Origin of the sequence: Streptomyces sp. NPDC090032, from assembly GCF_044748025.1 — a bacterium.
In the GTDB taxonomy this organism is placed as follows: Bacteria; Actinomycetota; Actinomycetes; order Streptomycetales; family Streptomycetaceae; genus Streptomyces.
In genome coordinates, this window is record NZ_JBIVFF010000009.1 from 127,416 (window position 1) to 141,590 (window position 14,175).

Annotated in this window: 9 protein-coding genes; 6 read left to right on the forward strand and 3 right to left on the reverse strand. The window is 69.8% G+C overall.

Annotation, left to right across the window (positions count from 1 at the left end; all coding sequences use genetic code 11):
* Positions 1-2: 2 nt before the first annotated feature.
* Both ACIPWY_RS23370 and ACIPWY_RS23375 read right to left on the reverse strand, forming a co-directional pair.
* Positions 3-1,154: a PQQ-dependent sugar dehydrogenase gene (locus ACIPWY_RS23370; RefSeq protein ID WP_401534965.1), complete on the reverse strand. Its 1,152-nt coding sequence runs from the start codon at positions 1,152-1,154 to the stop codon at positions 3-5.
* 205 nt (positions 1,155-1,359) lie between these two features.
* Positions 1,360-2,358 (reverse strand): aldo/keto reductase, encoded by a 999-nt coding sequence (locus ACIPWY_RS23375; RefSeq protein ID WP_362904666.1) that lies wholly within the window; start codon positions 2,356-2,358, stop codon positions 1,360-1,362.
* 98 nt (positions 2,359-2,456) lie between these two features.
* Here ACIPWY_RS23375 and ACIPWY_RS23380 point away from each other — a divergent pair, with 98 nt between their 5' ends.
* The 6 genes from ACIPWY_RS23380 to serA all read left to right on the forward strand — a co-directional run bounded on the left by ACIPWY_RS23380 (position 2,457) and on the right by serA (position 12,447).
* The gene (locus ACIPWY_RS23380; RefSeq protein ID WP_393704200.1) at positions 2,457-3,407 is read left to right on the forward strand and encodes a 2-hydroxyacid dehydrogenase; all 951 of its coding nucleotides are present in this window, start codon (positions 2,457-2,459) and stop codon (positions 3,405-3,407) included.
* 332 nt (positions 3,408-3,739) lie between these two features.
* Positions 3,740-6,772 (forward strand): putative bifunctional diguanylate cyclase/phosphodiesterase, encoded by a 3,033-nt coding sequence (locus tag ACIPWY_RS23385; protein ID WP_393704202.1) that lies wholly within the window; start codon positions 3,740-3,742, stop codon positions 6,770-6,772.
* Positions 6,773-7,015: 243 nt separating this feature from the next.
* A complete protein-coding gene (locus tag ACIPWY_RS23390) occupies positions 7,016-8,857 on the forward strand; it encodes an acetolactate synthase large subunit (protein WP_362904672.1) in 1,842 nt (613 codons plus the stop codon).
* A gap of 29 nt (positions 8,858-8,886) precedes the next feature.
* Positions 8,887-9,411: an acetolactate synthase small subunit gene (gene ilvN, locus ACIPWY_RS23395; RefSeq protein ID WP_362904674.1), complete on the forward strand. Its 525-nt coding sequence runs from the start codon at positions 8,887-8,889 to the stop codon at positions 9,409-9,411.
* Positions 9,412-9,520: 109 nt separating this feature from the next.
* Positions 9,521-10,522, forward strand: a complete 1,002-nt coding sequence (gene ilvC, locus ACIPWY_RS23400; RefSeq protein ID WP_127830023.1) for a ketol-acid reductoisomerase — start codon at positions 9,521-9,523, stop codon at positions 10,520-10,522.
* 299 nt (positions 10,523-10,821) lie between these two features.
* A complete protein-coding gene (gene serA, locus ACIPWY_RS23405; RefSeq protein ID WP_362904677.1) occupies positions 10,822-12,447 on the forward strand; it encodes a phosphoglycerate dehydrogenase in 1,626 nt (541 codons plus the stop codon).
* Between the two features lie 99 nt (positions 12,448-12,546).
* Here serA and ACIPWY_RS23410 read toward each other — a convergent pair whose 3' ends face one another.
* Complete coding sequence (locus tag ACIPWY_RS23410; protein WP_393704206.1) at positions 12,547-14,082, reverse strand: MFS transporter; 1,536 nt, start codon at positions 14,080-14,082, stop codon at positions 12,547-12,549.
* Between the last annotated feature and the right edge of the window lie 93 nt (positions 14,083-14,175).

Here is a 14,175-nt window from a genome sequence, read left to right on the forward strand (position 1 = left end):
CCTCAGGACACCTCCAGCTCCAGGATCCGGTCGTCGCCCTTGCGCGGCGTGCCTCTCGAGTCCGTGTTGCTCGTCGTCAGCCACAGCTTGTTCCCGCCCGCGGAGACCACCGTGCGCAACCTCCCGTACGTGCCCTGCTCGGTCGCCGCGTCGATGAGGAAGGACTGGGGCGTGCCCGCCACCTCCGCCCCCCGCACGGGGATCCGCCACAGCCGCTCGCCTCTCAGGCCCGCCATCCAGACCGAGCCCTCCGCGTAGGCGATCCCGCTCGGGGACGCCTCGGACGTGTGCCACACGGCCACCGGATCATGGAACCCCGACTTGCCGCTCTTGCCCTCCACAACGGGCCAGCCGTAGTTGTCACCCGGCACGATCAGGTTGAGCTCGTCCCACGTGTCCTGGCCGAACTCCGACGCCCACAGCCGCTTGTCCTTGTCCCAGGTGAGCCCCTGGACGTTGCGGTGACCGTACGTATAGACCACGGAGTCGCCGAAGGGGTTTCCAGGCGCCGGTTTCCCGTCCGGGGTCATCCGGAGAATCTTGCCGCCCGGGGACTTCTTGTCCTGGGCGTACTTCGTCACGTACGTCTCGCCCGTGCCCACGTAGAGCAGCTTGTCCGGGCCGAACGCGATGCGCCCGCCGTTGTGGTTCGAGCCCTTCGGGATGCCCGTGAACACCGTCTCGGGCGCGCCCAGTTGATCACCGGGAGGCTTCTTCGCGTCGTACCGCATCCGCACGATGCGGTTGTCCGACTGCGCGGTGAAGTACGCGTAGAGCCAGTGGTCAGAGGCGAACGACGGGGAGAGGGCCAGGCCGAGCAGTCCGCCCTCGCCCCCAGGGACCACCCCGGGCACGGTGCCGACCTCGGTCTTCTTTCCGGTGTCCGTGTCGACCCGGGTGATCGTCGCTTCGTCCCGCGAGGACACCAGCAGTCCGCCGCCCGGCAGTGGCGCCAGGCCCCAAGGGGAATTCAGGCCCTCGGCGACCGTGCGCACCACCTTCACCGAGCCCTTCACCGGACCGGTGTCGCCCCCCGCGTGCCCGGAAGCAGACGCTCCTGGTCCGGAGGGGCTGGCGGAGGCGCTCTGCCGGCTGTCCGACGGACCGTCACCCGAAGAACACCCCGCCGTGAACAGGATCGAGGCGCAGGCCATCACGGCCAACACGGGCTGCACACCTGGACGTTGCACGATCGGATCCCCTCGACGCCGCGGACTGGGCTGCTGTTCTGCGCTGCGGTTCTACTGTTCATACACCGCAGCCACCCCGCAGGTTCCCGATCAACTCCGACGCGTTCGGACCAACCTGATCCCGCCACCGCTCTCACGGCCCCAGGCCTCAAGCCCCCCAAGATCCCCCTCAGTCCCAGGACCCCCGCGCCCGCGGCAGCTCCCCGATCTCCGCCAGGTCACGGTCCGTGAGCCGCAGCTCCGCCGCCGCCGCGTTCTCCGCCGCCCACCGCTCCCGCTTGGCGCCCGGCACCGGCACCACGTGTCGCCCGCGTCCCAGCACCCACGCCAGCGCCACCTGCGCCGGAGTCACCGCTTCCCCGTGCCGCGAGGCGATCCGGCGCAGGCCCGCCACGATCGGCTGGTTGGCCGCCATCATCTCCGCGATGAACCGGGGATGCCGGGCCCGCAGATCGTCGGGTTCGAAGCCCTGCCCCGGCGTCAGCGTGCCCGTGAGGAAGCCGTTGCCCAGCGGCATGGCCGCGAGGAACCCCACGCCCCGTGCCTCGCACCACGGCAGCAACGCCTCCAGGGCCTCCGGCGACCACACCGAGAGCTCGGCCTCCACCGCGCTCACCGGGAACACCTGCTGCACCCGCTCCAGCTGCTGGATCGTTCCCGCATGCAGCCCGGCCCCGCCCCTGCGCGCCGCCCGCGCCCCCACCGCGCACAGCCCGAGCGCCCGCACCTTCCCGGCGCCCACCAGCTCCGCCATGGCGCCCCACGTCTCCTCGACGGGCACCTCGGGGTCGGCGCGGTGCAGCTGGTAGAGATCGATGGTGTCGGTCTGGAGCCGGCGCAGCGACGCGTCGCAGGCCCGCTTCACATACCCGGGACGGCCGTTGGCGACGATGTGCTGCTCCCCGACGAGCAGCCCGCACTTGGTCGACACGAAGGCGTCGCCGCGGCGCTCCTTCAGGACCCGCCCGAGCAGCAGCTCGTTCGTGAACGGCCCGTACATGTCCGCCGTGTCCAGCAGGGTCGACCCCCGGTCCAGCGCGGCATGCACGGTGCGTACGGACTCGTCCCCCCGCTGCCGCGAGCCGGTGTAGGCCCAGCTCATCGGCATGCACCCGAGCCCGATCGCGCCCACCTCGAGCGCTGCCGCCCCGATCGTCCTGCGCTCCACCTGGAAGTAGCCTCCCCCTGCGTGTTCGAGAGGTCCCCAAACTAACCTCTGGGACCCGGCCCGCCGCGCACAGCCCACCTCCCATTAGCCTCCTGACCATGAGTGCTGAGGTATCCGCCGACGTATGGCTCCCGTTCCGTGAAGACGAGGTCCCCGGGCTTCCCGGCGGGCTCGACTACCGCTTCTGGGACGGCGGCCCCGACTTCCCCGCCGACCCGGCCGACTGCGCCTTCTACGTGGTCCCGTACATGAAGGGCGCGGACGTCGGCGTACGCCCCATGCCCGAGATGACGTCCGTACGGGCCGTACAGACGCTCTCCGCAGGCATCGACCACGTACAGGGAGGCCTCACGTCGCTCCCGTCGGGCGTGCAGCTGTGCAACGCGCGCGGTGTGCACGAGGCGAGCACGGCCGAGCTCACCCTCGCCCTGATCCTGGCGTCCCTGAGGGGCATCCCCGGCTTCGTGCGGGGACAGGAGAGCGAGGAGTGGCGCTCCGGCTTCTATCCGGCGCTGGCCGACAAGAACGTACTGATCGTCGGCTACGGGTCGATCGGCTCCGCCATCGAGGACCGGCTCGCCCCCTTCGAGTGCGCGCGGGTGGTGCGCGTCGCACGCTCCGCCCGCACGACCGCGCGCGGCCCCGTGCACCCGCTCACCGAACTGTCCGCGCTGCTCCCCGACGCGGACGTGGTGATCCTTTCGACGCCGCTCAACGAGGCGACGCGTGGTCTCGCGAACGCCGCCTTCCTGGCGCGACTCAAGGACGGCGCCCTGCTCGTGAACGTCGCGCGCGGGGCCGTCGTCGACACCAAGGCGCTCCTGGCCGAACTGGAGAGCGGCCGGATCACCGCCGCGCTCGACGTCACCGATCCCGAACCCCTGCCCCAGGGGCACCCGTTGTGGCACGCTCCGGGGGTACTCGTCAGCCCGCACGTCGGCGGCTCCACATCCGCCTTCTGGCCGCGGGCCAAGCGCCTGCTCGCCGCACAGCTGACCCGGTTCGCGGCGGGAGAGCCGCTCGAGAACGTCGTCCTGACGACGGACTGACCACAGACCGAACACGGACTGACGACGGCCCGATCACCGACGAGCCGGTCACCGACGGCCCGATCACCGACGAACGACGGACCGAGGGCGGGTTCAGGAGAGAGGCCGATCCGGGGTCTCTCGGCCCGGCTTCGCACGCCCCCGCACACGCTCCGCACCCGCTCGGATGCGCCCCGTGCGCGCATCGCCGCTGGTCGTCACGGAGAGTAGAGAGACTATGTCCCTGAGTGACGAGTCTGGTGTATCGTCCCGACTGGGGTAGCGCCGTGGAGAGTTCGGCGCCGGGGACGGACACCGGGACTGCGAGGGGGGCGACGGGCGATGCACGGCCTATGGGCGAACGATCCGACGCGGCGGGGCCGCCGGCGGCAACCCGCGCGCGCACCGGTCCGCAGAAGCCGGCCCCATTGCCTCGGCAGCCGCAGGGGCGTACGCCACAGGATCGGCGTACGCCACAGGATCGGCGGACGCCGGAGGCCTCAGCGAGCAGGGCACGGACACCGGGACACGGGGGCGGCACGGACCGGAGTGTCCACGTGAGCGCCCCCGGAGCCGTGCTCACCGGCCGCCGCCTGCTCCGGGGCGGCGGCACCGGCCTCGCCTCACAGCTTGCGCTCGCCCTCCTGTGTGCCGGGTACGCCACGGGGTCCGCGCTCGGCTGGGGATCCGACCGGCTCGCCCTGTTCATGGGCGACTTCGGGCTCAGCGCCGCCGCCGGGGTCGCCGCCGTGTCGAACTTCGCGTACGCGCGCAGCCGGCGCATCCGCTTCCGACCGGCCTGGATCCTGTTCGCGGCCTCCTCCGCCATGGCCTCCCTGGGGAACGGGGTGTGGGGCTGGTACGAGGTCGTCCTCCAGCGCCCCGTGCCGACGCCGAGCCTCGCCGACCTCTTCTTCCTGTGCTTCGCGCCGCCCGCCATCGTGGGGCTGCTCGTCCTCGCCAAGCGCCCCTTCACCAAGGCCGGTTGGGTCTGTCTCGCGCTCGACTCCTGGCTCATCGCCGGCTCGCTGATCACGCTGTCCTGGAGCCTCGCCCTCGAGCACGCCGCGCGGTACGAGGGGCAGAGCGTCACCCGCACCGCGCTCTCCCTCGCGTACCCCCTCCTCGACATCGTGCTGGTCAGCATGGTGCTCGCGCTGCACTTCCGCCGCTCGCCCGGCAACCGCACGGCGGTGAACACCGCGATCGGCGCGCTCGCCCTGACCGTGATGTGCGACGCCCTGTTCACCTCGCCCCTGCTGCACGCGAGTTACCGCTCGGGGGAGATCCTCGACGCCGGCTGGTTCGCGGGATCGCTGCTTCTCGCGTGCGCGCCCTGGGTGGGGCCGAAGGGCGCGGAGGCCGACGGAGTGCCCGCCTTTGCGCGGTACCAGGTCACCCGCCCCATCTCCGGATCACTCGGGGCGCTCACGCCCTACCTGGCCGCCGCCGTCTGCACGTTGGGGATCCTCTACAACATCTTCAACGGCCACAGCGTCGACCGCGTGGTCCTCTTCACTGCCTGCACGGTCGTCCTGGCCCTCGTCGTCCGCCAGGGCATCATGCTCCTCGACAACATCACCCTCACCCAGGAGCTGGCGCAGAAGGAGAACCACTTCCGCTCCCTGGTGCAGGGCTCCAGCGACGTCATCATGATCGCCGCTCCGAACGGCATCCTGAGATACGTCAGTCCGGCCGCCGCCGGGGTCTACGGGCGCGACGCCGAGGAACTCGTCGGGTCCGAGCTCGCCTCGATCATCCATCCCGAGGACCTCGGGCGCGTGGTCCACGAAGTGCGCCGCTTCCTCGCGGCGAGCCAGATCGAGGAGCCCACGACCCGGATCGAGTGCCGCTTCCGCTCCGGCGCCGGCGCCTGGCTGAACGTGGAGTCGACGATCAACCGCCACCACGGCGGCCTCATCCTCAACAGCCGGGACGTCACCGAACGGGTGCGCCTCCAGGCGCAGTTGCAGCACAACGCCGAGCACGACCCGCTCACCGACCTGCCCAACCGCGCCCTGTTCACCAAGCGGGTCGGCCACGCGCTGGGAGGCCGCCGCGCCACCGACCGCGGCACGGCCGTCCTCTTCATCGACCTCGACGGCTTCAAGCAGGTCAACGACACGATCGGCCACCAGGCGGGCGACGAGCTCCTCGTCCAGGCCGGCCGGCGGCTGGCCGAATCCGTGCGCTCCGGAGACACCGCCGCCCGCCTGGGAGGCGACGAGTTCGCGGCGCTGATCGTCGGCGACGGCAGCCGCGACGACACCGCGCGCGAGCAGCACATCTACGAGCTCGCGGACCGCCTCAGGATCACCCTCTCGCAGCCGTACACCATCGACGGCAACGATGTCCGGGTGGCCGCCTCCATCGGTGTCGCCTTCGCCGAACCCGACGTATCCGCAGGCGAGTTGTTGCGCAACGCGGATCTGGCGATGTACCGGGCGAAGGCCGCCGGCAAGGGTCGCGTGGAGCTGTACGCGCCCCAGATGCAGGCCGACGTCGTCCGCAAGGCGGAGCTCGCCACACGGCTGCGCACCGCCCTGCACGAGGGCGAGTTCGCCCTGCTGCACCAGCCGGTCGTCTCGCTCGCCACCGGCCGGATCACATCGGTCGCCGCCCAGGCCCGCTGGCGCTCGCATCAAGGCATCCTGTTCACGCCCGCCGAGTTCCTGCGCACCGCCGAGGAGGGCGAGCGCACCGCCGAGCTCGGCCGGTGGATGCTGGAGGAGGCCGTCGAGCAGGCCGCCGAGCGGGGCTGCGGAGGCCATGCCGTGCCCGTGGCCGTCCGGATGAGCGCCCGCAGGCTCCTCGACCGGTCGCTGCCCCTCGGGTCCATCGAGGCGCTCCTCACCCGCCACGGGCTGCCCTCCGGCGCGCTGGTCATCGAGCTGGCCGACAGCGACCCCCGCGTACCCCTGGACGAGCTGGAGCGCCGCCTCACCGCGCTGCGCAGGCTCGGCGTCCGGATCGCCCTCGACGGCTTCGGCAGCGGATACGCCGCCATCACGGCGCTGCGCAGGCTCCCTGTCGATGTACTGAAACTCGACCGCAGCCTTGTAGAAGGGGTGGTGGAATCCGCCCGCCTGCACAAGATCACCAGTGGCCTGCTGCGCATCGCCGGCGACCTCGGTCTGAAGTCCGTGGCCGACGGCGTCGACCTGCCCGAGCAGGTCGTCGCGCTGCGCGCCATGGGATGCACACATGGACAAGGGATGGCCTTCTCCGGGCCGCTCGACGAGTACCGGCTGCGCCGCGCGCTGGCCTCGGGGAACTACCCGGTGCCGAGCGGTCCGGCCGAGCCGGTGTTCGCGGGCGTACCCTCGCCGTCCGGCCGGACGACTCTGCTGCGCTCACATGATGAGACTCCCGTCCCACCTACTTGACACGCGCAGTGTGCCGGGGAGAGGGTCAATGTCATGCGCAACCGAATTCTCGTACTTGGAAAGCGCGTCGGCTGAAGCTGGGACACACCGGTCCGAACACCGGATCCCAGCGACCGCACCCGGCGCGCTCCCCTCGCTTGCCTCACGGCACGAGGGGTTTTTTGTTGCACAAGCGCGTGTAGTCCAGTAACCGAACACCGTACAAACCTCGCAAAAACCCTCAGCATCGAGAAGAGAATGCCGATGACCGAGCAGGCCACCGGGGCCCACCATCCGCAGCCGCGGCCCCGAGGACAGCAGTCCGCCCCCGTCGAGCACGTCACGGGTGCGAAGTCCCTCATCCGTTCGCTCGAGGAGGTCGGGGTCGACACCGTATTCGGCATTCCCGGCGGCACGATCCTTCCCGCGTACGACCCGATGATGGACTCGACCCGGGTGCGGCACGTTCTCGTCAGGCACGAGCAGGGCGCGGGGCACGCGGCCACCGGCTACGCGCAGGCCACCGGCAAGGTCGGCGTCTGCATGGCGACGAGTGGTCCGGGTGCGACGAACCTGGTGACGCCGATCGCGGACGCCATGATGGACTCTGTCCCGCTGGTCGCGATCACCGGTCAGGTCGTGACCAAGGCCATCGGTACGGATGCCTTCCAGGAGGCGGACATCGTCGGCATCACGATGCCGATCACGAAGCACAGCTTCCTGGTCACCAGGGCCGAGGACATCCCGAAGGCGATCGCCGAGGCATTCCACATCGCCTCGACCGGCCGTCCCGGCCCGGTCCTCGTGGACATCCCGAAGGACGTGCTGCAGATGCAGACGACGTTCTCCTGGCCGCCGCAGCAGGACCTGCCCGGCTACCGCCCGGTGACCAAGCCGCACGCCAAGCAGATCCGCGAGGCCGCGAAGCTGATCACCGCCGCGAAGCGGCCGGTCCTCTACGTCGGTGGCGGTGTGCTCAAGGCGCATGCCACGGCCGAGCTGAAGGTCCTCGCAGAACTCACCGGAGCGCCCGTCACCACCACCCTGATGGCGCTCGGCGCATTCCCCGACAGCCACCCGCTGCACGTGGGAATGCCGGGCATGCACGGTGCGGTCACCGCCGTCACCGCGCTGCAGAAGGCCGACCTGATCGTCGCCCTCGGAGCCCGCTTCGACGACCGCGTCACCGGCAAGCTGGACAGCTTCGCGCCGTTCGCGAAGATCGTCCATGCCGATATCGACCCGGCCGAGATCGGCAAGAACCGCGCCGCCGACGTGCCGATCGTCGGTGACGCCCGCGAGGTCATCGCCGACCTGGTCCAGGCCGTGCAGAAGGAGCACAGCGAGGGCCACACGGGCGACTACAGCGCCTGGTGGAAGGACCTCAGCCGCTGGCGCGACACCTACCCGCTGGGCTACGACCAGCCCGAGGACGGCTCGCTCTCGCCGCAGAACGTGATCGAGCGGATCGGCCAGCTCGCCCCCGAGGGCACGATCTTCACCGCGGGCGTCGGCCAGCACCAGATGTGGGCCGCGCACTTCATCCAGTACGAGAAGCCCGCCACCTGGCTCAACTCCGGCGGCGCCGGAACGATGGGCTACTCGGTGCCCGCCGCGATGGGTGCGAAGGCCGGCATGCCGGACCGCGCCGTCTGGGCGATCGACGGCGACGGCTGCTTCCAGATGACCAATCAGGAACTGACCACCTGCGCGCTCAACAACATCCCGATCAAGGTCGCCATCATCAACAACGGCGCCCTCGGCATGGTCCGCCAGTGGCAGACGCTGTTCTACAACCAGCGCTACTCCAACACCGTGCTCCACAGCGGCCCCGACGACATCAAGGACAACAAGGGCACCCGCGTCCCCGACTTCGTCAAGCTGTCGGAAGCCATGGGCTGTTACGCCATCCGGTGTGAGCGTCCCGAGGACCTGGACAAGGTCATCGAAGAGGCCAACTCCATCAACGACCGCCCCGTCGTCGTCGACTTCATCGTCCACGAGGACGCCATGGTGTGGCCGATGGTCGCCGCAGGCACCTCCAACGACGAAGTCATGGCCGCCCGCGGGGTCCGCCCCGACTTCGGCGACAACGAAGACGACTGAGACCGAGAGCGAAAGAGAGACCAAGAGCCATGTCCAAGCACACGCTCTCCGTCCTGGTCGAGAACAAGCCAGGTGTCCTCGCCCGGATCACCGCACTGTTCTCCCGCCGCGGGTTCAACATCGACTCGCTGGCGGTCGGCGTCACCGAGCACCCCGACATCTCCCGCATCACCATCGTGGTGAATGTCGAGGACCTGCCGCTCGAACAGGTCACGAAGCAGCTCAACAAGCTGGTCAACGTCCTGAAGATCGTCGAACTGGAGCAGGGCCACGCCGTCCAGCGTGAGCTCGTCTTCGCCAAGGTCCGCGCCGACAACGAGACGCGCTCGCAGATCGTCGAGATCGTCCAGCTGTTCCGCGCAAAGACCGTGGACGTGTCCCCGGAGGCCGTCACCATCGAGGCCACCGGCTCCAGCGACAAACTGGAAGCCATGCTCAAGATGCTGGAACCGTTCGGCATCAAGGAGCTGGTCCAGTCGGGCACCATCGCGATCGGCCGCGGCTCGCGCTCCATCACCGACCGGAGCCTGCGGGCGCTCGACCGTACGGCCTGAGCCCCCAGGCGCTTTCGAGCGCCCTCTCGTATACCGAGACCCGAAAACTTCCCTCCGCAATCCCGCCGTACGGTGGGACGCAACACCTGCACACCAAGGAGAAAATCCAGTGGCCGAGCTGTTCTACGACGACGATGCCGACCTGTCCATCATCCAGGGCCGCAAGGTCGCGGTGATCGGTTACGGCAGCCAGGGCCACGCCCACGCGCTGTCGCTCCGTGACTCCGGTGTCGACGTCCGCGTCGGTCTGCACGAGGGCTCCAAGTCCAAGGCCAAGGCCGAGGAGCAGGGCCTGCGCGTCGTGACGCCGTCCGAGGCCGCCGCCGAGGCCGACGTCATCATGATCCTGGTCCCGGACCCGATCCAGGCCCAGGTCTACGAGGAGTCCATCAAGGACAACCTCAAGGACGGCGACGCGCTGTTCTTCGGCCACGGCCTCAACATCCGCTACGGCTTCATCAAGCCCCCGGCCAACGTGGACGTGGCGATGGTCGCGCCCAAGGGCCCGGGTCACCTGGTGCGCCGTCAGTACGAAGAGGGCCGCGGCGTTCCGTGCATCGCGGCCGTCGAGCAGGACGCGACGGGCAACGGCTTCCAGCTGGCCCTCTCCTACGCGAAGGGTATCGGCGGCACCCGCGCCGGCGTCATCAAGACGACCTTCACCGAGGAGACCGAGACCGACCTGTTCGGTGAGCAGGCCGTCCTCTGCGGTGGCACCGCCGCGCTGGTCAAGGCGGGCTTCGAGACGCTGACCGAGGCCGGCTACCAGCCGGAGATCGCGTACTTCGAGTGCCTCCACGAGCTGAAGCTCATCGTCGACCTCATGTACGAGGGCGGCCTGGAGAAGATGCGCTGGTCGATCTCCGAGACCGCCGAGTGGGGCGACTACGTCACCGGCCCGCGCATCATCACGGACGCCACCAAGGCCGAGATGAAGAAGGTCCTCGCCGAGATCCAGGACGGCACGTTCGCCAAGAACTGGATGGACGAGTACCACTCGGGCCTGAAGAAGTACAACGAGTACAAGACCCAGGACGAGAACCACCTCCTGGAGACCACCGGCAAGGAGCTCCGCAAGCTCATGAGCTGGGTGGACAACGACGAGGCGTAAGCCTTGAGACGAAGGGGCCGGGGCCGACGCCCCGGCCCCTTCGCCCAGGTGGACGGCCCGTCGCGCTGCCGCGTCAATGGCTTGTCCACCTCGTCCAGCCACGGACGGGTGATCCTTCCACCGAGGCGCAAGACCACCTGTGAAGCGCCACTAGACTGCAGAACACATTCGCGTCGGGCCCACAGCGTCGTGCGTCTACCACGCGGCACAGCGACACCGAAGAAGTGCAAGCACGCCCCCACTTCCCGGCGCCGTTGACACCCCTCCACCGCCTGCGGCCGTCGGGACGGCCGTCCGCAATGGGACTTGTGAGGACTCACGTGAGCACTGCTGCAACCGGCAAACCTGTCGTACTCATCGCGGAAGAGCTGTCTCCCGCGACCGTCGACGCTCTTGGCCCGGACTTCGAGATCCGCCAGTGCAACGGCGCCGACCGGGCCGAGCTGCTCCCGGCCATCGCCGATGTCGACGCGATCCTGATCCGCTCGGCCACCAAGGTCGACGCCGAGGCGATCGCCGCCGCGAAGAAGCTGAAGGTCGTCGCCCGAGCCGGCGTCGGTCTCGACAACGTCGACGTCTCCGCCGCCACCAAGGCCGGCGTGATGGTCGTCAACGCTCCGACCTCCAACATCGTGACCGCCGCCGAGCTCGCCTGCGGCCTGCTCATCGCCACCGCGCGCAACATCCCGCAGGGCAGCCAGGCCCTCAAGGCCGGCGAGTGGAAGCGCTCCAAGTACACGGGCGTGGAGCTGGCCGAGAAGACCCTCGGCGTCGTCGGCCTCGGCCGCATCGGCGCGCTCGTCGCGCAGCGCATGTCGGCGTTCGGCATGAAGGTCGTCGCGTACGACCCGTACGTGCAGCCCGCGCGCGCCGCCCAGATGGGCGTCAAGGTCCTCACCCTCGACGAGCTGCTCGAGGTCTCCGACTTCATCACCGTGCACCTCCCCAAGACCCCCGAGACGGTCGGCCTGATCGGCGACGACGCGCTGCGCAAGGTCAAGCCGACCGTCCGCATCGTCAACGCCGCGCGCGGCGGGATCGTCGACGAGGCGGCGCTGTACTCGGCGCTCAAGGAGGGCCGCGTCGCCGGTGCGGGCCTGGACGTGTACGCGAAGGAGCCCTGCACGGACTCCCCGTTGTTCGAGTTCGACCAGGTCGTGGCCACCCCGCACCTCGGTGCCTCCACGGACGAGGCGCAGGAGAAGGCCGGCATCGCCGTCGCCCGCTCCGTACGGCTCGCCCTCGCCGGTGAGCTCGTCCCGGACGCGGTGAACGTCCAGGGCGGCGTCATCGCCGAGGACGTCAAGCCGGGTCTGCCGCTCGCCGAGAAGCTCGGCCGGATCTTCACCGCGCTCGCGGGCGAGGTCGCGGCCCGTCTCGACGTCGAGGTCTACGGCGAGATCACGCAGCACGACGTGAAGGTGCTCGAACTCTCCGCTCTGAAGGGCGTGTTCGAGGACGTCGTCGACGAGACGGTGTCGTACGTGAACGCTCCGCTGTTCGCGCAGGAGCGCGGCGTCGAGGTCCGTCTCACCACGAGCTCGGAGTCCCCGGACCACCGCAACGTCGTCACCGTGCGCGGCACCCTGACGGGCGGCGAGGAGATCTCGGTCTCCGGCACGCTGGCCGGGCCCAAGCACCTCCAGAAGCTCGTCGCCATCGGCGAGTACGACGTGGACCTCGCCCTGGCCGACCACATGGTCGTCCTGCGCTACGAGGACCGTCCCGGTGTCGTCGGCACCGTGGGCCGCGTGCTCGGTGAGGCGGGCATCAACATCGGCGGCATGCAGGTCGCCCGTGCGAATGTGGGCGGCGAGGCGCTGGCCGTCCTGACCGTCGACGACACGGTTCCCGCCGGGGTGCTCAGTGAGCTGGCCGACGAGATCGGCGCCGCGTCGGCGCGCTCGGTGAACCTGACGGACTAGTTACCCGGAACGTCCTGGGGCTCCGCCCCGGACCCCGGTCATCAAACGCCGGACGGGCTGAGAAATCAGCCCGTCCGGCGTTTTTTGAGGCCTGGTGGATCAGGCTGCCGCCTCCTCCAGTTCCGGCTGGGATTCCCGCTGCGGCGCAGCCACCTGGCGAAGGCCCCGCAGAGCCAGTACGGCCGCCCCCAGCAGAATCACCCCGCCGGCCAGCGCGGCGATGTGCATCCCGCTCGTGAACGCCTCCCGTGCCGACGTCAGGAGGGCGTCGCCCGTCCGGCCGGGCAGGTGCTGCGCCACCGCGAGCGCTCCGCCCAGCGTCTCCTTCGCCTCGGCCGGCGCGTCGCCGATCTCGTGGCGGTAGACCGCCGTACCGATCGAGCCCAGCACGGCCATGCCGAGGGCGCCGCCGAACTCCTGGCCCGTCTCGAGGAGCGACGACGCCGCGCCCGCCTGCTCCGCGGGGGCCGCGCCGAGCGCAAGGTCCGTGAGCTGCGAGCCCACGATCACCGCGCCGGAGGCGAGTACACCCGCGCCGGCCAGGACGGTCCACAGCGAGTCGGTGCCGGTCAGCGTCAGGAGGCCGTAGCCGCAGGCGCTGGTCAGGAAGCCGGCGGTGACGACGGAGCCGCGGTGCACGCCTCGCTGGACAAGGACCGTTGCTACGGGGGCGGCGAGGCCGATGAAGACGGTCGGCGCGAGCGCCCACAGCGCCGCTTCGAGCGCGCTCTTGCCGAGGACGGCCTGGAGGTACTGCGTCGTGAAGTACGCCGAACCCATCATCGCGAAGGCCGAGATGAGGTTGAGGGTGACGGCGGGGCCGAAGCCACGGCCCCGGAAGAGGGCCGGCGAGATCATCGGTGACTCGACGGTGCGCTGGCGGCGTACGAACAGCGCGGCGAAGACGAGGCCCACCACGATCGAGACGACGTAGAGCGGCTCGAAGCCCTCGGAGGGGATCTCCTTGATGCCGTAGACGAGGGGGAGCACCGCCGCCAGCGACAGCGGGACGCTCACGAAGTCGAAGCGGCCCGGCTTCGGGGCCTTGAACTCGGGGAGCAGGACCGGCGCGAGCAACAGGAGCAGGGCCATCGCGGGCAGGTTGACGAGGAAGACCGAGCCCCACCAGAAGTGCTCGACGAGGATGCCGCTCATCACCGAGCCGAGCGCGATGCCGCCGGTCATCACGCCGGACCAGATGCCGATGGCCGTCGCGCGCTGCTTGTCGTCGCGGAACATGTTGCGCACCAGCGCCATCGTGGTGGGCATCAGCGTCGCGCCGCCGATGCCGAGGACCGCGCGGGCCGCGATCAGCAGCTCCGCGCTGTTCGCGTAGGCCGCGCACACGGACGCCGCGCCGAAGGCGGTGGCGCCGATCATCAGGAGCTTGCGGCGGCCGATGCGGTCGCCGAGGGAGCCCATCGTCATCAGCAGGCCGGCGAGCACGAACGCGTAGATGTCGAAGATCCACAGCTGCTGGGTGCCGGTCGGCTCCAGGTCCGCGCTGATCGAGGGGATCGCGAAGTAGAGGACGGAGACGTCCATCGAGACGAGGAGCAGCGGAAGCATCAGGACCGCGAGAGCCGTCCATTCGCGGCGCCCCGCACGGGAGTTGGTGCTCGGTGAGTTCGTCATGGAGAGGACTGTACGAGCGTCTTAAACGCTTGTCTAGTACGTGCGTATAGATCAGGCGTATGGATCGGATGTGTGGAACGCTCGTATGGAACA